25 protein-coding genes are annotated in these 25,050 nt (G+C 61.7%); 13 read left to right on the forward strand and 12 right to left on the reverse strand.

Annotated elements, in window-relative coordinates:
- Window positions 1–29: 29 nt before the first annotated feature.
- On the reverse strand, window positions 30–659 hold the full coding sequence (locus BM321_RS06350) for an L-threonylcarbamoyladenylate synthase (RefSeq protein ID WP_053124883.1): 630 nt from the start codon (window positions 657–659) through the stop codon (window positions 30–32).
- Between the two features lie 13 nt (window positions 660–672).
- Window positions 673–1,536 (reverse strand): PHP domain-containing protein, encoded by an 864-nt coding sequence (locus BM321_RS06355; protein WP_060740970.1) that lies wholly within the window; start codon window positions 1,534–1,536, stop codon window positions 673–675.
- 87 nt (window positions 1,537–1,623) lie between these two features.
- Here BM321_RS06355 and BM321_RS06360 point away from each other — a divergent pair, with 87 nt between their 5' ends.
- The 11 genes from BM321_RS06360 (at window position 1,624) to BM321_RS06410 (ending at window position 14,125) form a co-directional block, all read left to right on the forward strand.
- Window positions 1,624–2,220 (forward strand): septation protein A, encoded by a 597-nt coding sequence (locus BM321_RS06360; RefSeq protein WP_003204874.1) that lies wholly within the window; start codon window positions 1,624–1,626, stop codon window positions 2,218–2,220.
- A gap of 1 nt (window position 2,221) precedes the next feature.
- Complete coding sequence (locus BM321_RS06365) at window positions 2,222–2,521, forward strand: YciI family protein (RefSeq protein ID WP_060740968.1); 300 nt, start codon at window positions 2,222–2,224, stop codon at window positions 2,519–2,521.
- A 107-nt stretch (window positions 2,522–2,628) separates the two neighbouring features.
- On the forward strand, window positions 2,629–3,027 hold the full coding sequence (locus tag BM321_RS06370) for an SH3 domain-containing protein (RefSeq protein ID WP_092441923.1): 399 nt from the start codon (window positions 2,629–2,631) through the stop codon (window positions 3,025–3,027).
- A gap of 7 nt (window positions 3,028–3,034) precedes the next feature.
- Complete coding sequence (locus BM321_RS06375) at window positions 3,035–3,712, forward strand: response regulator transcription factor (RefSeq protein ID WP_092333493.1); 678 nt, start codon at window positions 3,035–3,037, stop codon at window positions 3,710–3,712.
- Window positions 3,713–4,039: 327 nt separating this feature from the next.
- The gene (locus BM321_RS06380; protein ID WP_092441924.1) at window positions 4,040–4,486 is read left to right on the forward strand and encodes a Spy/CpxP family protein refolding chaperone; all 447 of its coding nucleotides are present in this window, start codon (window positions 4,040–4,042) and stop codon (window positions 4,484–4,486) included.
- Between the two features lie 67 nt (window positions 4,487–4,553).
- Window positions 4,554–5,894, forward strand: a complete 1,341-nt coding sequence (locus tag BM321_RS06385; protein ID WP_092441925.1) for a sensor histidine kinase — start codon at window positions 4,554–4,556, stop codon at window positions 5,892–5,894.
- A 266-nt stretch (window positions 5,895–6,160) separates the two neighbouring features.
- Complete coding sequence (locus BM321_RS06390) at window positions 6,161–7,588, forward strand: di-heme oxidoreductase family protein (protein ID WP_092441926.1); 1,428 nt, start codon at window positions 6,161–6,163, stop codon at window positions 7,586–7,588.
- A gap of 28 nt (window positions 7,589–7,616) precedes the next feature.
- Window positions 7,617–8,681, forward strand: coding sequence for an imelysin family protein (locus BM321_RS06395; RefSeq protein ID WP_092334313.1), 1,065 nt, complete (start codon window positions 7,617–7,619; stop codon window positions 8,679–8,681).
- 2 nt (window positions 8,682–8,683) lie between these two features.
- Window positions 8,684–9,781 (forward strand): DUF1513 domain-containing protein, encoded by a 1,098-nt coding sequence (locus BM321_RS06400; RefSeq protein ID WP_092441927.1) that lies wholly within the window; start codon window positions 8,684–8,686, stop codon window positions 9,779–9,781.
- Between the two features lie 155 nt (window positions 9,782–9,936).
- Window positions 9,937–11,085, forward strand: coding sequence for an efflux RND transporter periplasmic adaptor subunit (locus tag BM321_RS06405; protein WP_092441928.1), 1,149 nt, complete (start codon window positions 9,937–9,939; stop codon window positions 11,083–11,085).
- Window positions 11,086–11,098: 13 nt separating this feature from the next.
- Window positions 11,099–14,125 carry a multidrug efflux RND transporter permease subunit gene (locus BM321_RS06410; protein WP_092441929.1) on the forward strand — a complete coding sequence of 1,009 codons (3,027 nt, stop codon included), beginning with the start codon at window positions 11,099–11,101 and terminating at the stop codon, window positions 14,123–14,125.
- A 137-nt stretch (window positions 14,126–14,262) separates the two neighbouring features.
- On the opposite strand, the gene BM321_RS30765 is transcribed toward BM321_RS06410, so the two are convergent.
- The 5 genes from BM321_RS30765 to colR all read right to left on the reverse strand — a co-directional run bounded on the left by BM321_RS30765 (window position 14,263) and on the right by colR (window position 17,943).
- Window positions 14,263–14,490, reverse strand: a complete 228-nt coding sequence (locus tag BM321_RS30765) for a hypothetical protein (protein WP_092201589.1) — start codon at window positions 14,488–14,490, stop codon at window positions 14,263–14,265.
- A gap of 2 nt (window positions 14,491–14,492) precedes the next feature.
- Window positions 14,493–15,203 (reverse strand): lipopolysaccharide kinase InaA family protein, encoded by a 711-nt coding sequence (locus BM321_RS06420; RefSeq protein ID WP_092441930.1) that lies wholly within the window; start codon window positions 15,201–15,203, stop codon window positions 14,493–14,495.
- A 4-nt stretch (window positions 15,204–15,207) separates the two neighbouring features.
- Window positions 15,208–15,876, reverse strand: a complete 669-nt coding sequence (locus BM321_RS06425) for a class I SAM-dependent methyltransferase (protein WP_092441931.1) — start codon at window positions 15,874–15,876, stop codon at window positions 15,208–15,210.
- Window positions 15,877–15,992: 116 nt separating this feature from the next.
- Entirely contained in the window at window positions 15,993–17,270 is a 1,278-nt protein-coding gene (locus BM321_RS06430) for a sensor histidine kinase (RefSeq protein ID WP_092441932.1), read from the reverse strand.
- On the reverse strand, window positions 17,260–17,943 hold the full coding sequence (colR, locus tag BM321_RS06435) for a two-component system response regulator ColR (protein ID WP_024779529.1): 684 nt from the start codon (window positions 17,941–17,943) through the stop codon (window positions 17,260–17,262). The genes BM321_RS06430 and colR overlap by 11 nt, the downstream gene beginning before the upstream one ends.
- A 329-nt stretch (window positions 17,944–18,272) precedes the next feature.
- Between colR and BM321_RS06440 the strand changes: the two genes are divergently transcribed.
- On the forward strand, window positions 18,273–19,016 hold the full coding sequence (locus BM321_RS06440; RefSeq protein ID WP_092442009.1) for a phosphatase PAP2 family protein: 744 nt from the start codon (window positions 18,273–18,275) through the stop codon (window positions 19,014–19,016).
- Window positions 19,017–19,211: 195 nt separating this feature from the next.
- Here BM321_RS06440 and groL read toward each other — a convergent pair whose 3' ends face one another.
- The 4 genes from groL to BM321_RS06460 all read right to left on the reverse strand — a co-directional run bounded on the left by groL (window position 19,212) and on the right by BM321_RS06460 (window position 22,718).
- The gene (gene groL / locus BM321_RS06445; protein ID WP_092252066.1) at window positions 19,212–20,855 is read right to left on the reverse strand and encodes a chaperonin GroEL; all 1,644 of its coding nucleotides are present in this window, start codon (window positions 20,853–20,855) and stop codon (window positions 19,212–19,214) included.
- Window positions 20,856–20,905: 50 nt separating this feature from the next.
- Window positions 20,906–21,199 carry a co-chaperone GroES gene (locus tag BM321_RS06450; RefSeq protein ID WP_024619193.1) on the reverse strand — a complete coding sequence of 98 codons (294 nt, stop codon included), beginning with the start codon at window positions 21,197–21,199 and terminating at the stop codon, window positions 20,906–20,908.
- A 244-nt stretch (window positions 21,200–21,443) separates the two neighbouring features.
- Complete coding sequence (locus BM321_RS06455) at window positions 21,444–21,920, reverse strand: FxsA family protein (protein WP_060740954.1); 477 nt, start codon at window positions 21,918–21,920, stop codon at window positions 21,444–21,446.
- A gap of 66 nt (window positions 21,921–21,986) precedes the next feature.
- The gene (locus BM321_RS06460) at window positions 21,987–22,718 is read right to left on the reverse strand and encodes a HugZ family pyridoxamine 5'-phosphate oxidase (RefSeq protein WP_092441933.1); all 732 of its coding nucleotides are present in this window, start codon (window positions 22,716–22,718) and stop codon (window positions 21,987–21,989) included.
- A gap of 164 nt (window positions 22,719–22,882) precedes the next feature.
- On the opposite strand from BM321_RS06460, the gene BM321_RS06465 reads away from it, so the two are divergent.
- A complete protein-coding gene (locus BM321_RS06465) occupies window positions 22,883–23,641 on the forward strand; it encodes an SDR family oxidoreductase (protein WP_092441934.1) in 759 nt (252 codons plus the stop codon).
- Window positions 23,642–23,767: 126 nt separating this feature from the next.
- Here BM321_RS06465 and apbC read toward each other — a convergent pair whose 3' ends face one another.
- Window positions 23,768–24,862, reverse strand: coding sequence for an iron-sulfur cluster carrier protein ApbC (gene apbC, locus BM321_RS06470; RefSeq protein WP_092332128.1), 1,095 nt, complete (start codon window positions 24,860–24,862; stop codon window positions 23,768–23,770).
- Between the last annotated feature and the right edge of the window lie 188 nt (window positions 24,863–25,050).

Below are 25,050 nucleotides of genomic sequence, written 5' to 3' on the forward strand. Positions count from 1 at the left end.
TTGTCCACGGCGGTTTCCACGGCGGACATTCAGGCCTCGACCATGAACGGCGTCGGATCGCCGCACCCGACGCGCACCACCTGGGGCTCGCCATCGGCCAGGTTGATCACCGTGGACGCCGACATGCCGCCGAAACCGCCGTCGATGATCAGGTCCACCTGATGCTCGAGTATCTGGCGCATCTCATAGGGATCGGTCAACGGCTCGGTCTCGCCGGGCATGATCAGCGTCACGCTCATCAGCGGCTCACCCAGTTCCGCCAGCAGCGCCAGGGCGATGGGATGGCTCGGCACCCGCAGGCCGATGGTGCGTTTTTTCGGGTGCAGCAACAGCCGCGGGACTTCCCGGGTGGCATTGAGAATGAACGTGTAGGGCCCCGGCAAATGCGCCTTGAGCAAGCGGAAGGTGCCGGTGTCGATCTTGGCGAACAGGCCCAACTGCGAAAGGTCGCTGCAGATGAGCGCGAAATTGTGCTTGTCGTCCAGTTGACGCAGGCGTCTGACACGCTCCACGGCATTCTTGTCGCCGATCTGGCAACCGATGGCGTAGGACGAATCGGTGGGATAGACCACCACGCCACCGCCACGAATGATTTCCACGGCCTGTTTGATCAGGCGCGCTTGCGGGTTTTCCGGATGAATCTGGAAAAATTGACTCACGTGTTCTACCTGTTCAGACGGCGGCGGTAACGGGATCATGTTTGAATCTACACCATAGTGGTGGCAGATCTTCCGGCAACGGGCGGTATTCGCCGATCTCGGACCAGCCCCCAGGGCCATGGAAATCACTGCCGGCGGTGACCAGCAGGCCGAACTCACGGGCCAGGATCGCCAGGCTGCCCACTTGCTCGGCAGGCTGATGGCCGTTGACCACCTCGATGGCATGACCCCCCGCTTGAATATAGTCGGCAACCAGGCGGCGGCGCTTGCTGCGGGTGAAATCATAGTGCCATGGATGCGCCAGGCTGACCCAGGCGCCAGCGGCCCGCAGGGTCTGGACGGTTTCTTCCAGGGTCGGCCAGTGCTGCTTGACGTCCCCCAGCTTGCCGGCCCCCAACCATTTGCGGAACGCTTCGGCGCGATCCTTGACGAACCCTTCGCGCACCATCCAGTCGGCAAAGTGTGGCCGGGCCGGGGCGTTGCCGCTGTCGCCCAGTTCCTGCTGGATCTGCCGGGCGCCGTCCAGCGCACCGGGCATGCCCTTGAGGGCCAGCTTGCGGCTGATCTCTTCGGACCGCAGCCAGCGCCCGTCGCGCAGTTGTGCGATGGCCTGGACCAGCGCCGGCGCATTCACATCGAAACCATAGCCCAGCACATGGATGGTCGCCCCGCCCCAGGTACACGACAACTCGACCCCGTTGACCAGCTGCATGCCCAGCGCGGTGGCGGCGCTGCGGGCCTCGTCGAGGCCCTCGAGGGTGTCGTGATCGGTCAGGGCCAGGACTCGCACGCCGTGCTCGAACGCCCGCGCCACCAGAACCGCAGGCGCCAGGGCGCCATCGGAGGCCGTGCTATGGCAGTGCAAATCAACATTCACGAGAGTTTGTGACCTCAAATCAGCTGGCCCTATCGCGGCCAAGGATGTTTGTTATTATGCCGCCACATCCTGCTTCTGGCTGCCACTGTGAAACAATTCATCGACTTCATCCCGCTCCTGCTGTTTTTCATCGTCTACAAACTTGATCCCCGGGCCGTCGATTTCGCCGGTCACTCCTTGACTGTAGGCGGTATTTACAGCGCCACCGCCGTGCTGATCATCAGCTCCCTGGTGGTCTACGGCGCGCTGTTCGTGTCCCAGCGCAAGCTGGAGAAGAGCCAGTGGCTGACCCTGATCGCCTGCCTTGTCTTCGGCAGCCTGACCCTGGCGTTCCACAGCGAAACCTTCCTCAAGTGGAAGGCCCCGGTGGTCAACTGGCTGTTTGCCCTCGCGTTCATCGGCAGCCACTTCATCGGTGACCGACTGCTGATCAAGCGCATCATGGGCCATGCCATCAACCTGCCGGAACTGATCTGGACCCGGTTGAACATCGCCTGGATCGCGTTTTTCCTGTTCTGCGGCGCCGCCAACCTGTTCGTTGCGTTCACGTTCCAGGAGTACTGGGTCGACTTCAAGGTCTTCGGCAGCCTGGGCATGACGCTGCTGTTCCTGATTGGCCAGGGCATCTACCTGTCCCGTCACCTGCACGATGCCGACCCCACCACGCCTAAAACCGAGGACTGACATGCTCTACGCAATCATTGCCACCGACGTCGCCGACTCCCTGGAAAAACGCCTGGCCGTGCGCCCGGCACACCTGGAGCGCCTGCAACAGCTCAAGTCCGAAGGTCGCATCGTGCTGGCCGGCCCGCACCCGGCGGTGGACAGCAATGACCCGGGCGCCGCCGGTTTTAGCGGAAGCCTGATCGTGGCCGAGTTCGACTCCCTGGTCGCCGCCCAGGCCTGGGCCGAGGCCGATCCGTTCGTGGCAGCCGGCGTCTACGCCAATGTCGTGGTCAAGCCGTTCAAGCAAGTCCTGCCGTAAATCCTCCCTGGCGCGATGGGCCTTCACGGCTCATTGCCGCCGTTGCTCATCTTTCTCATTTGCCTGCCGACAACCTGTCCAATCTCGATTGGAATTCAGGAGTTGCAATGCGCAAAGGTCCGTTGTGCCTGTTGTTGGTCTCGTTGGCGATCGGAGCGCCCGCCCATGGCGAGGAAAGCACCGAGGGCAGTCATTCGGCGCCCTTGTCCTTGAGCGCCAGCGGCCAGATCGCCGAATTGCAGCAACGCTTGAAAGACAGCGAACGCCAGCGTGAAGAGCTGAGCAGACAACTGCAAAATGCCGAAAGCGCTGTGCTAGCCCGGCTGCGCCAGGAGAACCAGCGCCTGAAGCTGCAACTCAAGGAAGCCCAGGCCAGCCCGCTGCCACGCCTGTTGACCGATCAACAGCAATGGTTCGTCATTGGTGCCGGGGTAGCGCTATTGGCCTTGCTCTGCGGTATCTTTGCCAGCGGTGGACGTAGACAACGTCGGCAATGGCTAAATTGAGTGAGTCATGAGCGAGCTGTTACTGATAGATGATGACCAGGAGCTGTGTGAGCTCCTCGTGAGTTGGCTGAGCCAGGAAGGGTTTCAGGTCCGCGCCTGTCACAATGGCCAGAGTGCCCGCAAGGCCTTGGCCGAAACCGCCCCGGCTGCCGTGGTCCTGGACGTGATGCTGCCCGACGGCAGCGGCCTGGAACTGCTCAAGCAACTGCGCAACGATCATCCGGAGCTGCCGGTGCTGATGCTGTCGGCCCGGGGTGAGCCGCTGGACCGTATCCTTGGCCTGGAACTGGGCGCCGACGACTACCTGGCCAAGCCCTGCGACCCACGGGAACTGACCGCCCGCCTGCGCGCCGTGCTGCGCCGCAGCCATCCGGCGGCGGTGTCCAGCCAGATCGAACTGGGTGACCTGACTTTCAGCCCGGTGCGTGGCGTAGTCAGCATCGACGAACAGGAACAGACCCTTACCGTTTCCGAAAGCCGCCTGCTCGAAGCACTGCTCAAGCAACCGGGCGAGCCGCTGGACAAGCAGGAACTGGCGCAGATCGCCCTGGGCCGCAAGCTGACCCTGTACGACCGCAGCCTCGACATGCACGTGAGCAACCTGCGCAAGAAAATCGGCCCCCACCCCGACGGTCGCCCGCGCATCGTGGCGCTGCGTAGCCGGGGTTATTACTACAGCCTTTGAACACTGCCCCGATTCCGTGCTTGGACCGGGGGAAATGATCCCCCTGTGGCGAGGGGATTTATCCCCGCTGGGGTGCGAAGCGCCCCCAGATGTGTCTGCCACCGCGGTGCATCAGATAAAACCATGAGGGCCGCTGCGCGGCCCAGCGGGGATAAATCCCCTCGCCACAAATAATCTCCTCGCCGCATTTTCTGCGTCCACTGTTTTGTAAGCTCGTCATCAAACCGTCTTTACCCAAGCTTTACGCCCCCCTGACCGCCGCTGACCTTGATCTCCGTAATCTGCACACATCCGGAACTGACCGGGAATGAGACAAGGAGACACACCATGCGCAAGACCCTTATCGCTCTGATGTTCGCTGCCGCCCTGCCGACCGTCGCCATGGCCATGCCCGAAGGCCCCGGCCCGATGGGTCCGATGGGGCCGATGGACGGCCCGCGTCACGGCGGCCAGATGCACGACAGAGGCCCCTACGGCCAACTGGACCTGAGCCCCGAACAACGCCAGCAGATTCGCCGGATCATGGGCGAGCAGCGCCACGAACAACGGGAACTGATCGACAAGTACCTGGCCAAGCTGTCGCCAGCCGACCAGAAAGCCATGCAGGACGAAATGCAGGCCCGGCATCAGAAGGTCGATGCCCAGATCCGCGGACTGTTGAAGCCTGAGCAGCAGAAGGAATTCGACGCGATCCAGAAGAAACAGGCCGAACGTCGCGCCGAGTGGGCTGAGTTCAAAGCCTGGAAAGCGCAACAACCGCAAAAAGCGCAATAATGCACTGAGGCTTGCCCAGCCCAACGGCCAATCACCGTTGGGCTTTCTTTGTTTTCGAGGATTTATCGTGCGTTCATTGTTCTGGCGCATCCTGGCCAGTTTCTGGCTGGCCATCGCCCTGGTTGCAGGGCTTTCCATCCTGATGGGCCATATGCTGAACCAGGACGCCTGGATCCTCAGCCGTCACCCGGGCCTCAATACCCTGCCCGAAGAGTGGACGCAAACCTACGAAACCCAGGGCGAGGATGCCGCCCAGGAGATCCTGCAACAGCGCAAGCGCCAGTATCACATCGACGTCCAGGTGTTCAACGAAAGCGGCGACCCGGTGGTACGCGGCACCTTCCCCCATCGTGCCGCGGCCTTCGAGGCCCGGCAGAACAACGACGACCGACGCCTGCCCTGGCGGCGGCTGACCGACGAGTTCACCAGCGCCAAAAGTGGCGACACGTACCTGTTCATCTACCGCATTCCCCATCCCGAACTGGACGCCTGGCACCGCGGCAGCCTGCTCTGGCCCCTCAGTGCACTGGGCATCGCGCTGGTGGTGCTGACCTTGTTCAGCCTGTTGGTGACGCTTTCCATCACTCGTCCACTGAATCGACTGCGCGGCGCGGTGCATGACCTGGGCCAGGCGGCCTATCAGCAGAACAGCCTCGCCAAGCTGGCCAACCGGCGAGACGAGTTCGGCGTGCTGGCCACCGACTTCAACCGCATGGGCGCACGCCTGCAAAGCTTGATCGCCAGCCAGCGCCAACTGCTGCGCGACGTGTCCCACGAACTGCGCTCGCCCCTGGCCCGGCTGCGCATTGCCCTGGCATTGGCTGAACGGGCCAGCCCCGAGGAACGTGAAAAACTCTGGCCACGCCTGACCCGCGAATGCGATCGCCTGGAAGCGTTGATCAGCGAAATCCTGGTCCTGGCCCGGGTCGACGCCGACAACGCCAGCGCCGAAGAGATGGACCTCAACGGTTTGCTGTTCACCCTGCAAAAAGATGCGCAACTGGCGTCACCGGAGCAAACCGTGCAGTTTGAAACCGAGGCAGACCTGACCCTCAAGGGCTGGCCGACCATGATCGAGCGAGCGGTGGACAACCTGCTGCGTAACGCCCAGCGCTTCAATCCGACCGGGCAACCCATCGAGATGCGCGCGGCGCGCCAGGGCGAACGGATCCTGATCAGCGTGCGCGACCACGGGCCTGGCGTGGAGGCCGAACACTTGGGGCAATTGGGCGAGCCGTTCTACCGCGCCCCCGGCCAGACCGCCGCCGGCCATGGCCTGGGCCTGGCGATTGCGCGTCGTGCCGCCGAGCGCCATGGCGGTGCGCTGGTGCTGGGCAACCATCCTGACGGTGGGTTCGTCGCGACCCTGGAACTGCCGCTGGTGCCGGGGGCTGTTGTCCAACCGTAATCTTCATCTAACTGGTAGGACCGGGCACATGGTAGATCTGTGGCGAGGGGATTTATCCCCGCTGGGCTGCGAAGCGGCCCCTGAGCTGCCTGATAGGACGTGGGGACCGTCACATTTTTGGGGGCGCTGCGCGCCCCAACGGGGATAAATCCCCTCGCCACAATGGATCAAACTATGCCTCAAACCAAACGATAATTCCTCTTATTCAAACTCCCCGGCCCTGTTAGACTTTGCGCCCTCTTTTCACCTCTCTCCCAGGTCGCCCGATGCCGTCGTTGCCTCTTCGTTTATGTGCACTGTTCATGGCCTTGGGCCTGAGTGCCTGCGATGACGCCCCGCGTTTTACCCAGGCCGAACCGGGTGAAGCCCGCTCCGGTGGCGCCGCGACGGTTCGCAAGAGCGATCAGAACGCCTTTTCCCTGCCCTCGGCCAACCTGCCACCTTCGCGGCGCGTGGATTTCAGCGTCGGCAACAGTTTCTTCCGCAGCCCGTGGGTGATCGCCCCCTCGACCACCACCGCCCGGGACGGCCTCGGCCCGTTGTTCAACACCAACGCCTGCCAGAACTGCCACATCAAGGACGGTCGCGGTCATCCGCCAGCGCCGGACGCCGCCAGCGCGGTGTCGATGCTGGTACGCCTGTCGATTCCCGATGCCCCGCCCTACGCCAAGGTCATCGAACAACTGGGGGTGGTGCCGGAGCCGGTTTACGGTGGGCAGTTGCAGGACATGTCCGTCCCCGGTGTCGCTCCCGAAGGTAAAGTCCGGGTCGATTACAGCCCCGTCCCGGTGCGCTTCAAGGACGGCACCGTCGTGGAACTGCGCAAGCCAAACCTGCACATCACCCAATTGGCCTATGGGCCGATGCACCCGGACACGCGTTTTTCCGCCCGTGTCGCTCCGCCCATGATCGGCCTGGGGTTGCTGGAGGCGATCCCCGACGAAGCCATTCTGGCCAACGCCCAAGCCCAGGCGCGGGAAAACAACGGCATCGCCGGTCGCCCCAACCAGGTCTGGGACGATGCCCAACAGAAAACCGTACTTGGACGGTTTGGCTGGAAAGCCGGGCAGCCCAACCTCAACCAACAGAACGTCCATGCGTTCTCCGGTGACATGGGGCTGACGACGAGCCTGCGGCCCTTCGACGACTGCACCGAAACCCAAGTCGATTGCAAGCGCGCCCCCAGCGGCAACGGCCCGGACGGCGAGCCGGAAGTCAGCGACAACATCCTGCGACTGGTGCTGTTCTACAGCCGCAACCTCGCCGTGCCGGCCCGCCGCGAGGTGAATTCTCCCCAGGTACTGGCGGGCAAGAATCTGTTTTTCCAGGCCGGTTGCCAGTCTTGCCACACACCGAAATACACCACGTCCGTCCATGCTGCCGAACCGGAGCTGGCGAACCAGGTCATCCGCCCCTACACCGACCTGTTGCTGCACGACATGGGCGAAGGCCTGGCCGACAATCGCAGCGAATTCAAGGCCAGCGGCCGTGATTGGCGAACCCCACCGTTGTGGGGCATTGGCCTGACCGAAACCGTCAATGGCCACACTCAGTTCCTGCATGACGGTCGTGCCCGCAACCTGCTCGAAGCCGTGCTGTGGCATGGCGGCGAAGCACAAGCGGCGCAACGCCAGGTTTTAGCGTTCAATGCCGAGCAACGCGCTGCGTTGCTGGCCTTTCTGAATTCCCTTTAAATGCCTTTTCCAGAAATGGGAGCCTGACATGTTCCGTCCCAAGCTGTTGTTCACCAGCCTCGCCGCCCTCGCCCTCGGTGCCTGCTCGCCCCAGGACCCGCAAGCCGTCACCTCGGCCGCCATCGCCAAGCAAGTGATCCTGCCGACCTACAGTCGCTGGGTCGAGGCCGACCGGCAACTGGCGACCAGCGCCCTGGCGTTCTGCCAAGGCAAGGAAACCCTGGACACCGCCCGCGCCGACTTCCTCAAGGCGCAAAAAGCCTGGGCCGAGTTGCAACCCCTGTTGATCGGCCCGCTGGCCGAGGGCAACCGCGCCTGGCAGGTGCAGTTCTGGCCGGACAAGAAAAATCTGGTGGGCCGTCAGGTCGAGCAACTGGTCAACAGCCAGCCACAGATCGACGCCGCCGGCCTGGCCAAGTCCAGCGTGGTCGTACAAGGGCTCTCGGCCTACGAATACCTGCTGTTCGACGCGAAAATCGACATGGCCGACAGCGCCCAGAAAGCCAAGTACTGCCCGCTGCTCACCGCCATCGGCGAACGCCAGAAACAACTGGCCGAAGAGATCCTGTCGGGCTGGAACGCCAACGACGGCATGCTCGCCCAGATGAGCAAGTTCCCCAACCAGCGCTACGCCGACTCCCATGAGGCGATCGCCGATCTGCTGCGCGTGCAGGTCACGGCCCTGGACACGCTGAAGAAAAAACTCGGCACGCCGATGGGCCGCCAGAGCAAGGGCGTACCTCAGCCATTCCAGGCCGATGCCTGGCGCAGCCAGTCGTCGTTGCAAGGGCTGGAAGCCAGCCTGAGCGCGGCCAGGACCGTCTGGGCCGGCGTGGACAACAAGGGCCTGCGCGGCCTGCTGCCAAGCGACCAGAAACCGTTGGCGGACAAGATCGACGCCGCCTACGATGCCTCCTTGAAACTGTTCGCCAGCAGCCAGCGCTCGTTGACCGAAATGCTCAACGACGATGCCGGGCGCCAGCAACTCAACGATTTGTACGACAGCCTCAACGTCGTCCATCGCCTGCACGAAGGCGAACTGGCCAAGGCGCTGGGCATTCAACTGGGCTTCAATGCCAACGACGGTGACTGATCATGTTTCGACGTCAGGTCCTGGCACTGGGCAGCTTGCTGCTCGGCGCCGTCACCCTGGGCGGCTGGACGCTGTTCAAGCAAAAGGACAAGCACCCACTCTTGCTTTCGGCACGGGACGATAGCGACGGCAAGCATTACGCCGTCGGCTATCGACTGGACGGCACGCGGGTGTTCGCCACCCAGGTCGGCCAACGCTGCCATGACATCATCCATCACCCGACGCAACCGATTGCGCTGTTCGTCGCCCGTCGTCCAGGCACCGAAAGCTACTTGATCGACCTGCGCGACGGGGCGCTGCTGCAAACCATCGCCTCGTTGCCGAACCGGCATTTCTACGGCCACGCGGTCATCCATAACAGCGGCGAATGGCTGTACGCCACCGAGAACGACACCACCGACCCGGGGCGCGGCCTATTGGGCGTGTACCGTTTCGAAGGCGAGCGGCTGGTGCACAGCGGCGAGATGTCCACCCATGGCATTGGTCCTCACCAGGTGTCCTGGATGCCCGATGGCGAGACGCTGGTGGTGGCCAACGGTGGCATTCGCACCGAGGCCGAAAGCCGGGTCGAAATGAACCTCGACGCCATGGAGCCAAGCCTGGTGCTGATGCAACGCGATGGCACTCTGCTGAGCAAGGAAACCCTCGCCCAATCGATGAACAGCGTGCGCCACCTCGGCATCGCCAGTGACGGCACCATCGTTTCCGGCCAGCAGTTCATGGGCGCTGCCCACGAATCGTCGGAACTGGTGGCGATCAAGCGGCCAGGGCAGCCGTTCCAGGCATTCCCGGTGCCCGAAGAACAATTGCAGGCCATGGGGCACTACACCGCCAGCGTCGCTGTGCACAGCGACCTGCGCCTGGTGGCCCTGACCGCCCCACGCGGCAACCGCTTCTTCATCTGGGACCTGGACAGTGGCGAGGTCCGCCTGGATGCCCCCTTGCCGGACTGTGCCGGTGTCGGCGCGGTGACCGACGGTTTTGTCGTGACGTCGGGCCAAGGACGTTGCCGCTATTACGATTGCCGTCAGACACAACTGGTTGCAAACCCCCTGGATCTGCCGGCAGGTCTCTGGGACAACCATTTACATCTGGCCTGAGCAAGGGAGCGAAGCGCTATCGGCGCCAAGCTCCCTGTTTTTTCGGAAAAGTCCCACGCGCCACGGGCCCGCCAGCATCTGGAATAGCCCGCACACTCAGAGTAATGTGCCCGCCTATCTGTATTTTCTCTCAGCTCTTTCCAAGGAAGTGGAACATGCTGCGACGCCGCATGCTGATCATGTTGGGTGTTGTCCTGCTGGTAGTGCTATTGCTCGCTGGCTACAAGGCCTTCTCCGTTTACCAGCAGATCCAGTCGTTCTCCAAGCCGAAACCTCCGGTCAGCGTCGCCGTGGCCACGGCCACCCAGCAACCCTGGCAGGCTCGCCTGCCCACCGTCGGCAGCCTGAAGGCGCTGCAAGGAGTGGACCTGAGCCTGGAAATCGCCGGGACCGTGCAGAAGGTGCAGTTCCAGTCCGGGCAAAAGGTCAAGGCCGGTCAGCCGCTCCTGCAACTGGACAGCGAAGTCGAAAGCGCCCTGCTGGAAACCGCCGAGGCCGACCTGGGCCTGTCGCAAGTGGATTTTGGTCGCGGCCGACAACTGGTGGGCAGCCAGGCGATCTCCAAGGGCGAATTCGACCGGCTCTCGGCGCAACTGAAGAAGAACCAGGCCACGGTCAACCAGCTCAAGGCGTCGCTGGCCAAGAAACACATCCTGGCGCCGTTCAGCGGCACCATCGGCATTCGCCAGGTGGATGTCGGCGACTACCTGGCCAGTGGCACGGTGATCGCCACCCTGCAAGACCTCAGCAGCCTGTACGTGGACTTCTACGTGCCCGAGCAAAACGTGCCCCGGCTCGCTGTTGCCCAATCGGTCAACGTCAGCGTCTCGGCCTATCCCGGGCAGACCTTCGTCGGCACCATCAGCGCGATCAACCCCAAGGTCGAGGACAGCACCCGCAACGTCCTGGTACGCGCCACCCTGGCCAACCCCGACGGCAAGCTGCTGCCCGGCATGTTCGCCAACCTGCAGGTGGTCCTGCCGGACGTGGCCGCCGGAATCGTCGTGCCGGAAAGCGCCGTGACCTACACCCTCTACGGCAACTCCATGTACGTGGTGACGCAAAAGAAAGCCGCCGACGGCACAGTCGAGAAAGACGGCAAGGGCCAGCCGGTGCTGATCGCCGAACGGCGTTTCGTTGAAACCGGCGAGCGACGCGACGGGCAGGTGCTGGTTTCCGAAGGCGTGCAGAGCGGCGAACAAGTCGTGATCGCCGGCCAGATCAAGCTCGATAACGGTACGCCGATCGCCATCAGCGACGACAAGACCCTGACCGAACAGAACAGCCCGCCGCGCGCGGACTGATCAAGGAACCCCCATGGCTTTTACCGATCCGTTCATCCGCCGCCCGGTGCTCGCCACCGTGGTCAGCCTGTTGATCGTACTGCTGGGCTTCCAGGCCTGGAGCAAGCTGCCCCTGCGTCAGTATCCACAAATGGAAAACGCCCTGATCACGGTGACCACCGCCTACCCCGGGGCCAACGCCGAGACCATCCAGGGCTACATCACCCAACCGATGCAGCAGAGCCTGGCCAGTGCCGAGGGCATCGACTACATGACCTCGGTCAGTCGCCAGAATTTCTCGGTGATTTCGGTTTATGCCCGCATCGGCTCCAACAGCGACCGGCTCTTTACCGAACTGCTGGCCAAGGCCAACGAGGTCAAGAACCAGTTGCCCCAGGATGCCGAGGACCCGGTCCTCAGCCGCGAGGCCGCCGATGCCTCGGCGCTGATGTACATCAGCTTCTTCAGTAAGGAACTGAACAACCCGCAGATCACCGACTACCTGTCACGGGTGATCCAGCCCAAGCTGGCGACACTGCCCGGCATGGCCGAGGCGGAGATCCTCGGCAACCAGGTCTTCGCCATGCGCCTGTGGCTGGACCCGGTCAAGCTCGCCGGCTTCGGCCTGACCGCCGCCGACGTGACCAATGCCGTGCGCCAGCACAACTTCCTCTCCGCCGCCGGTGAAGTGAAAGGCGAATACGTCGTCACCAGCATCAACGCCAACACCGAACTCAAGTCCGCCGAGGCCTTCGCCGCGATCCCGCTCAAGACCGACGGCGACAGCCGCGTGTTGCTGCGGGACGTGGCCCGCGTGGAGATGGGCGCCGAGAACTACGACACCATCAGTTCGTTCGGCGGCACGCCCTCGGTGTACATCGGGATCAAGGCCACGCCGGGTGCGAACCCGCTGGATGTGATCAAGGAAGTGCGCAAGATCATGCCGGAGATGGAGGCGCAACTCCCGACCAACCTCAAGGCCGAGATCGCCTACGACGCCACCCTGTTCATCCAGGCGTCCCTCGACGAGGTGGTGAAAACCCTGTTCGAGGCGGTGCTGATCGTCATCGTCGTGGTGTTCCTGTTCCTCGGCGCCCTGCGTTCGGTGATCATCCCGGTGGTGACCATCCCGCTGTCGATGATCGGCGTGATGTTCTTCATGCAGTTGATGGGCTACTCGATGAACCTGCTGACGCTGCTGGCCATGGTGCTCGCCATCGGCCTGGTGGTGGACGACGCCATCGTGGTGGTGGAGAACATTCACCGGCACATCGAGGAAGGCAAGACCCCGTTCGACGCCGCGATAGAAGGTGCCCGGGAAATCGCCATGCCGGTGGTCTCGATGACCATCACACTGGCGGCGGTGTATGCACCGATCGGCCTGCTCGAGGGCCTGACGGGCGCCTTGTTCAAGGAGTTCGCCTTGACCCTGGCCGGGGCGGTGGTGATCTCCGGGATCGTCGCCCTGACCCTGTCGCCCATGATGTGCGCCCTGCTCCTGCGCCACGATGAAAACCCCTCGGGGCTGGCCCATCGGCTGGACATGCTCTTCGAACGCTTGAAGAGCCGTTACCAGCGCATGCTCCATGGCACGCTCAACACCCGGCCGGTGGTGCTGGTGTTCGCGGTGATCGTACTGCTGCTGATCCCGGTGCTGGTCATGTTCAGCAAGTCCGAGCTGGCCCCCGACGAGGACCAGGGCATCATCTTCATGATGGCCAACGCCCCGCAGCCCACCAACCTCGACTACCTGAACACCTATACCGATCAGTTCATTACCATATTCAAGGAGTTCCCGGAGTACTACTCCTCGTTCCAGATCAATGGCTATAACGGCGTGCAGTCGGGCATCGGTGGCTTCCTGCTCAAACCCTGGAACGAACGCGACCGCACCCAGATGGAAATCCTGCCCGAGGTCCAGGCCAAGCTGGAAAGCGTGCCTGGCTTGCAGATCTTCGGCTTCAACCTGCCCTCGCTGCCGGGCACCGGCGAAGGCTTGCCGTTCGCGTTCGTCATCAACTCCCCGAAGGACTACGCAACGCTGCTGGAGGTTGCCGACCGGGTCAAAAAGCGCGCATTGGATTCCGGCAAGTTCGCGTTCATGGACATTGACCTTGCGTTCGACAAGCCAGAAGTCGTGGTGGATATCGATCGCGCCAAGGCCGCCCAGATGGGCGTTTCCATGCAGGACCTGGGCGGCACCCTGGCGACGCTGCTGGGGGAGTCAGAAATCAATCGCTTCACCCTCGAAGGCCGCAGCTACAAGGTCATCGCCCAGGTCGAACGACCGTTCCGGGACAACCCGGACTGGCTGAACAATTACTACGTGAAAAATGCCAAGGGTGAATCGCTACCGCTATCGACCCTGATCAAGGTCAGCGACCGGGCGCGACCGCGGCAACTGAACCAGTTCCAGCAGCTCAATGCGGTGACGATTTCAGGCTTCCCCATCGTGAGCATGGGCGAGGCCATCGAGACCGTCCGCCAGATCGCCCGGGAGGAAGCGCCGGTGGGGTTCGCCTTCGATTACGCCGGGGCTTCACGCCAGTTCGTACAAGAAGGCAGTGCGTTGTGGGTGACCTTTGCCCTGGCCCTGGCGATTATCTTCCTGGTGCTGGCCGCGCAGTTCGAAAGCTTCCGGGACCCGCTGGTGATCCTGGTGACCGTGCCGTTGTCCATCTGCGGTGCCCTGATTCCGCTGTTCCTCGGCTGGTCGAGCATGAACATCTATACCCAGGTGGGCCTGGTGACGCTGATCGGCCTGATCAGCAAGCACGGGATCCTGATTGTCGAGTTCGCCAACCAGTTGCGCAGGGAACAGAACCTGTCGCCGCGCGAAGCCGTGGAACAAGCCGCGTCGATTCGTCTGCGACCGGTGCTGATGACCACCGCGGCGATGGTGTTCGGCATGGTGCCGCTCATCTTCGCCACAGGCGCCGGGGCAGTGAGCCGCTTCGACATCGGCACGGTGATCGCCACGGGCATGTCGATTGGCACCTTGTTCACCCTGTTTGTGCTGCCCTGCGTCTACACACTGCTGGCCAGGCCCGATAAACCCTGAAGGCGGCCAGAAGGGAACTGGATGGTTTTTGTGGCGAGGGAGCAAGCTCCCTCTCCACAGGTTTTAGTGTTCGACTGGAGATTGCGGCAGGAAAAAAAAGGCCTCGCACAGGCGAGGCCTTTTTGGCTTCGTGATGTTCAACTCTGAGGCCTCATCCCTTGGGACAGGCTGAACATGAACAGCAGCAGATCATCGTCCGGTCGGATCGCCTCGCTCGCCTTTGCCACACGCGGCAGGGGACAATGCGCACCCGCACTGGAGGCACTGAGGATCTGCGAGCGTGGCTGTTCCCACACAGCCACCGCCATCGACGTAACTGCCAGGGCTCCGACTAAAAACAAACCTCTAGCAATTTCTAGTTTCATCGCTATAAACCTTTGATAGCGCTGCCAAACGCCGTCTCATAAAAGTAGACGAGTTTTTTCCAGTCGGCATCGCTGAACGACGAATGGCGCCGCAGTTGCTTCAGGTCATGGGAGGCCGCACGCCGGGCGGTCAGACGCTGGCGACACTTCTCAAAATCCAGCAGGGCTACTTCGGCCTTAGCCGCCTCGCCCTCCCCGGTCACGCGCACAAAGACATGCTTGATATAGATGCAGCCATGCTGCCAGCGTCCCTTGTGCATGTGGGCCAGGTTTTCAGCCAGCGCCAGGAGGATTTGATCATGCACCGCTTCGCCATGACGCTCGCGCCCACCACCGGCATACCAGTGCTCGATTTCTTCAAAGCCGTCGAGCGACTTCGTTACCAGCAGCGCACGCCACTTATGGACCGGGTCCCGTTGGGCACCGCAGAACACGAGCTGAGGCACGCGGACACCAAGCCGAGTCAACGCCAAGAGCGCATCCTGCTCACGCAGTACGGTCGGTCGACCGAGCGGGTGCAGCCAGCCGCGATAAATGTGTCCGGTCTGACGCTTGGTATACAGCACCTCGCCGTCTTTGCCTTTAATCCGCTGCACACCGCTTTCACCGCCACGACGAACATTGGGTTCTTCCACCCATTCGCCCTGCTGACTCCAGAAGTAATCGAAGTCATTGGGAGAAATCATTGATGCTTCTGCTGCCTGTACACCCATGCCCTTACCTCTTGCGTAATACATAAACTCGCCACATGGCATAGAGCGGTAGAAAATCCAGTCGTTCCTGAATACGGAACCCGGCCTGCCGAAACTCCTCCTCTACTGTAGCAACCGGTAACACAAATCGATTCTGGTAGCTTTTCTGCCCACGAATTCGTTCCTGGCGCTTGCGTTTCCAGGCCTTGAAATTGCCATCAACCCACAAGGAAACGATCACGCTGTCACGGCTGACACGCTCGAATTCCTTCAGAATCGCCAGTCGATGCGCGGGTTCACCGATGTGGTGCACCAGGCGCATGCAAAAAATGCTGTCGACGGCGTTATCAGGCAAGGCGATGTCGAACGCAGAAGTGTGCAAGGGTTGTACCCGTTTCACGACATCGGTCGGTTGGGCCTCGACTGCGGTCTTGATCATGGCCTCGGAGTTGTCCGCACCGATGATCACCCGATTCGGTTTTTCGGCCAACAGCGACCAGAAACGCCCTGCCCCGCACGGCAGGTCCAGGACCAGGCTGGGGTCGCCCGCAAGCGTCAATGCGCGACGGGCCAGTTGTTGGTCTCGCAGGTTGGACAGACGGCGACTCAAGCCGCTTCGATGCTTGTGGAAATACCTTCGAGCATGCTGCTCGTCGTACTTTTCGGAAAAATCAAGCTTGATGGGTTTGGACATTGTTGGGGGCCTCAATAACTGATCGCCCCCACCTTATGAATCCACTTGTCATCGCTTTGTGAAAAAAAAGTTATGCAGCCTACCCAATAGTTACAAGACTTTTCCAGCCCCAACCTCTATCCCTTGGGATTCAGCTCGACTTCAAAATGACAACCGTTGGGCTCCATCGTGCTGAGACTCACCGTCCAGCCCTGGTTTTCGCAAATCCGTTGCACCAAGGAAAGCCCCAGACCCAGTCCCTCGCCGCGCTGTTCATTACCGCGCACGAATGGTTCGAACATCGCCTCACGCTTCTCCTCCGGGATGCCCACACCACTGTCCTCGACCAAAAATCCAGTCGCGGTCAACGTGAGACGGATAAATCCCTGGTCGGTGTAGTGCAAGGCATTACGCAACAGATTGCCCATCACGGCCGTCAGGAACGTGGCGTTATACAGGGTGTCGACGGTTTGCCCGGGTTCGAAGATCAGCGTCAGGCCTTTGGATTCGATGGGTGCACGCCATACGCCAAGGAGGTTCTCGGCCACCTGCCCCAGGGTCAGCCGAGGCGACATGCCGCTGTCCTCCCGCTCGGCCCTGGCGAGCATCAGGAAAGTCTGCACCAGCTCGCGCATCTCTTCACTGGCCCGATTGATGCGCTCGACCTGGGTACGACCGCGCGGGTCCAGCGCCGGGTTTTCCAACAGCAACTCACAAGAAGTCGCCAGGACCATCAACGGTGTGCGCAACTCGTGGCTCACGTCGCTGGTAAACAACCGCTCGCGGGTCAAGGCCTGGCGCAAACGCCCCAGTGTGGCATCGAACGCCACCGCCAGTTCTCCCACCTCATCGGCGGCATAATCCGGGGCCAGCGGCGGCGCGAGCCCCAGAAGCTGGTCGCGATGACGCACTTGCCGGGCCAGGCGAACCACGGGCGCCATCACCCGGCGTGCCAGGACCCAGCCCAGAAATACCGCCAGCGCCAGGCTGAGTACGAACCCCACCAGCACCACGGCGAACAGCACCCGTTCGCGCTCTTCGAAGTCGCTCTGGTCTTGCAGCAACACGTAGTGCCGGCCGTCAACGATCTCGACCATGGCGTGATAGGACAACTGCTCGCGAAACACCTCGTGGAAACCGCGCTCCAGATGGCGCAGATCCTTGGGCAACTCGAAATCCCCCGGGCCGCCGCTGAAATAAAACAACTGGTCGGGTTCCGGCCGATGGTTCCAGTCCGAGACACTGTCCATCAACAGCAGGCGTTGCAAATCACCGCCAAGCCCGGCGGAGATCAGTTTCTCTTCAACCAGATGGACCGTCGCCACGATGCCCATGGCGAACGCACCGGCCACCAATGCGCTCATCAGCGCAAACGCGATGATGATCCGTTGGGCGAGACTTTGCTTAAACTCCATCGCGGCCCTCGGCCAGGCGATAGCCGACGCCGTGCACGGTATGCAACAACGGCTTTTCGAACGGTTTGTCGATCACCTGGCGCAGTTGATGGACATGGCTGCGCAAGCTGTCGCTGTCCGGGCAATCGTCGCCCCACAACGCTTCCTCGAGGATTTCGCGGCGCAGCACATGGGGACTTTTCTGCATCAGCACCGCCAACAGCTTCAGGCCGACGGGGTTGAGCTTGAGCAGCTTGCCTTCGCGTGTCACTTCGAGGGTATCGAGGTCGTAGCTCAGGTCGCCGACCTGCAAGGCCCGCCGGCCACCGCCCTGGGCACGACGCATGACGGCTTCGATTCGCGCCGCCAGTTCCGACAAGGCGAACGGTTTGATCAGGTAGTCATCGGCACCGGACTTGAAGCCCTGCAAGCGATCGTCCAACTGATCCCGGGCGGTGAGCATGATGACCGGCGTATCGCGCCGGGCGTCTTCGCGCAGGCGCTTGCACAAGGTGTAGCCGTCGATGCCTGGCAGCATGATATCGAGCACGATCAGGTCGTAATGTTCGGTCGCCGCCAGGTGCAACCCCGACAAACCGTCCTGGGCGCAATCGACGGTGTAGCCCTTGAGTCCCAGGTAATCGGCCAGGTTGGCCAGGATGTCACGGTTGTCTTCGACCAATAGAATTCGCATGGGCACCTCTGCGTACACAGTTAACGGCTGGCTTGGCCCGCGCAGCTTACGGCCAAGCGTGGCTCACGGCTAGGATTGTATCCGCCGTAGCAGCGCGGGTCCCCCTGTGGGAGCGAGCTTGCCCGCGAATGTGGTGGATCAGCCACCATCCATGTTGAATGTGTCGACGCTTCGTGAACAAGCTCGCCCCCACAAAGATCAAATGCACTCAGGAACAGGACTGCGCGATCATTGACAAGTTTTTCACCCAACATTCACACCGCCCCAACGCAGCGCAAGCCAGACTGCGCAACGCGCTGCTTACGAAAACTCCCATCAAAGGTATTGCCATGGTCTCCACCGCCAACCGCCCCGCTTCCAGGCCGCTGAATTTCCGGGTTGCCTTGGGCCTGCCTGCCGTTGTCGCAGCCATTCTGGTACTGCTGGAACTGACCACCCTGGACATGGACGTGGCCAAGCTGTTTTACGACCCGATGGCGGGTGATTTTATCGGTCGGCACAGTTTTTTTCTGGAGGACATCCTGCACGATCGAGCCAAGGAGGTGGTGATCGCGTTCTCCGTGCTGGCGATCCTCGGGTTCATTGGCACGTTTTTCATCACCCGGCTCAAACCATTCAAACGCGAGCTGGGTTGCCTGGTGCTGTCCCTGGCACTGGCGACGTCTTTCGTCACCCCGATGAAAGCCGTGACGGCTGTGCAATGCCCCTGGAGCCTGAAGGAATTCGGCGGCAAGGAAACCTACAGTGAACTGCTCAGCCCGCGCCCGGCCACCGACAAGCCCGGCCGCTGCTGGCCCGGCGGTCATGCCGCCACCGGGTTCACATTGTTTGCGCTGTTCTTCGTCCTGCGCGACCGCCGCCCGCGCCTGGCCCGCCGGGCCTTGGTACTGGCCTTCACCCTGGGCACGGTGTTTTCCCTGGGGCGGATGATGCAAGGGGCGCACTTCTTTTCCCATAACGTGTGGACGGCGGTGTTCTGTTGGCTGATTTGCCTGGGGTGTTACTACTACATCCTGTACCGACCGGCCGCCACGGCTGATCGCGTAGCTGTAACCCGTCCCGCCAATGCCTGAACTGAACCGCATCCCAATGTGGGAGCGAGCTTGCTCGCGATAGCGGTGGGTCAGTGCCGGATATATGAGCTGACACTCTGCTATCGCGAGCAAGTTCGCTCCCACAGGGGATTGGCGTCGTTCATAAATCCAAGGCAATAAAAAACCCCGCTTGCTTTCGCAGGCGGGGTTTTTCGCTACAGGGGTAAGGCTGGCTTACATCATGCCGCCCATGCCACCCATGCCGCCCATGTCTGGCATGCCGCCGCCAGCTGGAGCGTCTTCCTTGATTTCAGCGATCATCGCCTCGGTGGTGATCATCAGGCTGGCAATCGACGAAGCCGCTTGCAGAGCCGAACGAGTCACTTTGGCCGGGTCCAGGATACCCATTTCGATCATGTCGCCGTATTCGCCGGTAGCAGCGTTGTAACCGTAGTTACCCGAACCCTGCTTGACCTTGTCGACCACAACGCTTGGCTCGTCGCCGGAGTTGGCAACGATCTGGCGCAGCGGTGCTTCTACAGCGCGACGCAGCAACTGGATGCCCACGTTCTGGTCATCGTTGTCGCCTTTGAGTTCGCTGATGGCTTGCAGGGCACGAACCAGTGCCACGCCGCCGCCAGGTACCACGCCTTCTTCGACGGCTGCGCGGGTAGCGTGCAGGGCATCTTCAACGCGGGCTTTCTTCTCTTTCATTTCAACTTCGGAACCGGCGCCGACCTTGATCACTGCAACACCGCCGGACAGCTTAGCCAGGCGCTCTTGCAGTTTTTCACGGTCGTAGTCGGACGAAGTCTCGGCCACTTGTGCGCGGATCTGGGTCACGCGAGCCTGGATGTCAGTCTCGACGCCGGCACCGTCGATCACGGTGGTGTTTTCCTTGGACAGGATCACGCGCTTGGCGTTACCCAGGTGCTCCAGGGTGGTGCTTTCCAGGCTCAGGCCGATCTCTTCGGAGATCACGGTACCGCCGGTCAGTACGGCGATGTCCTGCAGCATGGCCTTGCGACGGTCGCCGAAGCCTGGAGCCTTGACGGCTGCGACTTTGACGATACCGCGCATGTTGTTCACAACCAGGGTCGCCAGGGCTTCGCCTTCGACGTCTTCAGCCACGATCAGCAGTGGGCGGCCGGCTTTGGCAACGGCTTCCAGCACGGGCAGCATTTCGCGGATGTTGGAGATCTTCTTGTCCACCAGCAGGATCAGCGGGCTGTCCAGCTCGGCGGTCATGGTGTCTGGCTTGTTGACGAAGTATGGGGACAGGTAGCCACGGTCGAACTGCATGCCTTCTACGACCGACAGTTCGTTTTCCAGGCCCGAGCCTTCTTCGACGGTGATCACGCCTTCTTTACCGACTTTTTCCATGGCTTCGGCAATGATGTCGCCGATGGAGCTGTCGGAGTTGGCGGAGATGGTGCCGACCTGGGCGATCGCCTTGGAGTCAGCGCAAGGCTTGGCCAGACCCTTCAGTTCCTTGACAATGGCGATGGTCGCCTTGTCGATACCGCGCTTGAGGTCCATCGGGTTCATGCCGGCAGCGACGGCTTTCAGGCCTTCGTTGACGATTGACTGAGCCAGTACGGTCGCGGTGGTGGTGCCGTCACCGGCGTCATCGTTGGCACGGGAGGCAACGTCTTTGACCAGCTGCGCGCCCATGTTTTCGAAGCGGTCCTTCAGCTCGATTTCCTTGGCTACGGAAACGCCGTCCTTGGTGATGGTCGGAGCGCCGAAGCTCTTCTCGATGATCACGTTACGGCCTTTCGGGCCCAGGGTCGCTTTTACTGCGTCAGCCAGGACGTTGACACCGGCGAGCATTTTCTTGCGGGCGGAATCGCCGAATTTAACTTCTTTAGCAGCCATGATCGATATTCCTTAAATACTTTGTAGTCGCGGAAAAATGAGCGGGGAAATCAGCCTTCGACAACAGCGAGAATTTCGCTCTCGCCGATAACCAGCAGGTCTTCGCCATCAACTTTCACAGTGTTGCTACCGGAGTAAGGGCCGAACACAACCTTGTCACCCACTTTCACGGACAGCGCACGTACTTCACCGTTTTCCAGTGCCTTGCCTGGGCCTACAGCGAGGACTTCACCCTGGTTTGGCTTTTCAGCAGCCGAACCTGGCAGGACGATACCGCCAGCGGTTTTCTTTTCTTCTTCGCTGCGACGGACGACGACGCGGTCATGCAGAGGACGAAGCTTCATTGTCGATCTCTCCTAATTGTGGTTTTCATCGGCCGGTGTAGTCCCGGCGGGTTTAACGAATCCGGCTTTGCCGGGTGCGGTTCGTCAAGCGAACCGCGGAAGTCTGTCCGGTGTTGCCACCGGAAACCTTGCGGTGACCCATACATAAGGGCGCACAAGGCGATTACAAGGGCAGGGTATGAAATTTTTTACTTCTCGGAGCCAAAAACGAACACGGCACCCGAAGGTGCCGTGTCGCGGTTTTTTACTTGGGGTCGCGATGTTCGAATTCGCCCTCGATCACGTTGGGCTCACGGCCCAGGGGTTCTCGCGGAGCCGGCCCGCCACGGGGCTGCAGGTCATCGGCGAAGGCCCGCTGGCGCATCGCCTGCTCTTCGGCGCGCTGGCGCATTTTATTGGCCAGCAGCCGACGGGTGAATGGCAACAGCATGACCAGGCCCAGCACGTCGCTGATAAACCCTGGCAGGATCAACAGGCCGCCACCCAATGCCAGCATCAGGCCTTCGAGCATGGTCTGGGCAGGCAGCTCGCCACGGTTCAGGCTTTCCCGGGCACGCAATGCCGTGGCGAGGCCGGCGATGCGCAGCACGAACACGCCGAGCATCGAGCCGAGAATGACCAGCAACAGCGCCGGGAAAAACCCGATCGCACCGCTGACTTTGACGAATACGAACAGCTCCAACACCGGAAACAGCAGAAAGAGCAACAAAAAAGGGCGCATCAAATGGTTCCTCAACGCAAGAATGCCTTGCTATGAAACCCTAAATGACGTCGCCCTTTCGTGAATTCAAGCGTCGGCCTCGGCATTTTTTGGCCATTGCTCGGCGTGAGCCAAGTAAACCAAGGCTTCGCGCACTTGTGTCGGGGTGTTGCAAGGTGTCGCAAACGCCAGCCAGTGCAGGCCCTGGCCAATGCGCAGGTGCATGCCTTCGCTGTCGATGCCCACCAGTTGCGCCGGCTCGCTTTTCGGCAGGCCGGCCAGCTCCACGTAATGGGCGATGGCTTTGGCGTGATCGGCGTTCATGTGCTCGATCATGCTGGCTTCGGCTTTGCCGGCGAAGGGGTTGGCCAGGGTGAGTCGGTCGACCCAGTGAATGGCGCCAAAGCCGCCGATGTAGCGATGGCGCACCGGCTCGAGCACCCAGAAATCGAAATCATGGGCCTTGTGGTAGTTCTGCGAGTCAGGGAAATAGCGGTAATAACGCTCGGCGGCCGCTTCGATGACGGCGCTGTCTTCGAGCTTCCGGGCTTCGGCCAGATAGGTCAGGCGCCCCACGGCCTGCACATCCTCGGCACCGCGCTCGCCCACCAGCATCGAACACTTGGGGTCTTTTTGCAGATTGTGAGTGTGCTGGGCAATGCGGCTGATCAGGATCAGCGGCCAGCCCTGCGCGTCCAGGCAATACGGGACGACGGAGCCGAACGGAAAGCCGGGCATGGATTTGGAATGAGTGGAGAGCATTCCACGGTACTCCTTGAGCAGCAGTTCCCGGGCATGCTTGGCAGCTTCAACGCTCAATTTATGACTCCTTCTATAAAATCCGTCTAGAAAACGGTCAGGCGACTGGAGTAATGTTCCGATACACCTGGGGGACAGTTCTCGTGTGCAGTCGGGCTAACCGTCGCAAATCGAGAGGCCACCCAACAGCTCCCCCCAAACCGCTGCGCCACCTGGACATGAGAATGCAACTCACTGACAAAGTAATCATTATCACTGGCGGTTGCCAGGGCCTGGGTCGCTCCATGGCCAAGTATTTCGCCGGTAAAGGCGCAAAGCTGGCGCTGGTGGACCTCAACCAGGAAAAACTCGACCAGGCGGTGGCCGCCTGCGCAGCCAAGGGCGTCGAGGCCCGTGCCTACCTGTGCAATGTCGCCAATGAAGATCAGGTCATCGACATGGTTGCCCGGGTGGCCGAGGACTTCGGCGCGATCCACGGCTTGATCAACAACGCCGGGATCCTGCGCGACGGCCTGCTGCTCAAGGTCAAGGATGGCGAAATGACCAAGATGAGCCTGGCCCAGTGGCAGGCCGTGATCGACGTCAATCTCACCGGCGTGTTCCTGTGCACCCGTGAAGTGGCGGCGAAAATGGTCGAGCTGAAGAACAGCGGCGCCATCATCAATATCTCGTCGATTTCCCGCGCCGGCAATGTCGGCCAGACCAACTATTCGGCCGCCAAGGCCGGTGTGGCCGCCGCCACCGTGACCTGGGCGAAGGAACTGGCGCGCTACGGCATCCGTGTCGCCGGCATCGCACCGGGCTTCATCGAAACCGAGATGACCCTGGGCATGAAACCCGAAGCCCTGGAGAAAATGACCTCGGGGATTCCGCTCAAGCGCATGGGCAAGCCCGAGGAGATCGCCCATTCGGCGGCGTATATCTTCGAAAATGACTACTACACCGGTCGGATTCTGGAGATGGATGGCGGGTTGCGCATCTAAGGTCACCGCAAACCAAATGTGGGAGCGAGCTTGCTCGCGATAGCATCAGTTCAGTCAGCCTTGATGCGACTGATACGCCGCTATCGCGAGCAAGCTCGCTCCCACAGTGGATAGGGTTTCAGTCGATCAATCGTCGCTGACGGTGATGTTCGGCATCGCCGGTGAAGCGGCCTCCTGCAACACGATCCGCGCGCCCACGTGGCGGGCCAGTTCCTGATAGACCATGGCGATCTGGCTGTCCGGTTCGGCGATGACCGTCGGCTTGCCGCCGTCGGCCTGTTCGCGGATCACCATCGACAGCGGCAGCGAAGCCAGCAATTCGACGCCGTACTGGGTCGCCAGTTTTTCCCCGCCACCTTCGCCGAACAGGTGCTCGGCATGTCCGCAGTTGGAGCAGATGTGCACGGCCATGTTCTCTACCACGCCCAGCACAGGGATGTTCACCTTGCGGAACATCTCCACGCCCTTGCGCGCGTCCAGCAGGGCCAGATCCTGGGGGGTAGTGACGATCACCGCACCGGCCACCGGGACTTTCTGCGCCAGGGTCAGCTGGATATCGCCGGTGCCCGGCGGCATGTCGATCACCAGGTAATCCAGGTCGCCCCACGCGGTTTGCGTGACCAGTTGCAGCAAGGCCCCGGAAACCATCGGTCCGCGCCAGACCATCGGCGTGTTGTCGTCGGTCAGGAAGGCCATGGACATGACTTCCACCCCATGGGATTGCAGCGGCACGAACCACTTCTGGTCCTTGATCTGGGGCCGGGTGCCCTCGGCGATCCCGAACATGATGCCCTGGCTCGGACCGTAGATGTCCGCGTCGAGAATCCCGACCTTCGCCCCTTCACGGGCCAGGGCCAGGGCCAGGTTGGCGGCGGTGGTGGACTTGCCCACGCCGCCCTTGCCCGAGGCCACGGCGATCACGTTCTTGACGTTGGCCAGCCCCGGCACCTGCGCCTGGGCCTTATGCGCAGCGATCACGCTGGTGATCTGGACCGTCGCGGCTGTCACGCCGTCCAGGCCTTCGATCGCCATTTGCAGCATCTGTGCCCAGCCGCTCTTGAACAGGTCGGCGGCGTAGCCGATTTCCAGCTGGACACTGACGCGATCGCCCTGGATGTCGATGGCGCGCACGCATCCGGCGCTGACCGGATCCTGGTTCAGGTAGGGGTCGGTGTACTGGCGAAGGACGGTTTCCACCGCTGCGCGGTTGACAGCGCTCATGGGCAACTCCGATAGCAAGACTTGAAAAACAGGCCGCTATCCTACGCCGAGCGCTCCCGCGTGGCGACCCGATTACAGCAGGGCGAACACCTTTGTGGCGAGGGGATTTATCCCCGCTGGACTGCGCAGCAGTCCCAAAACATTCGAACCTGATCAGCCTGACTCACCGAGGTGCCAGGTTTTGGGGT

The sequence above is a fragment of the Pseudomonas sp. NFIX10 genome (assembly GCF_900111955.1).
Lineage (GTDB): Bacteria > Pseudomonadota > Gammaproteobacteria > Pseudomonadales > Pseudomonadaceae > Aquipseudomonas > Aquipseudomonas fluorescens_AA.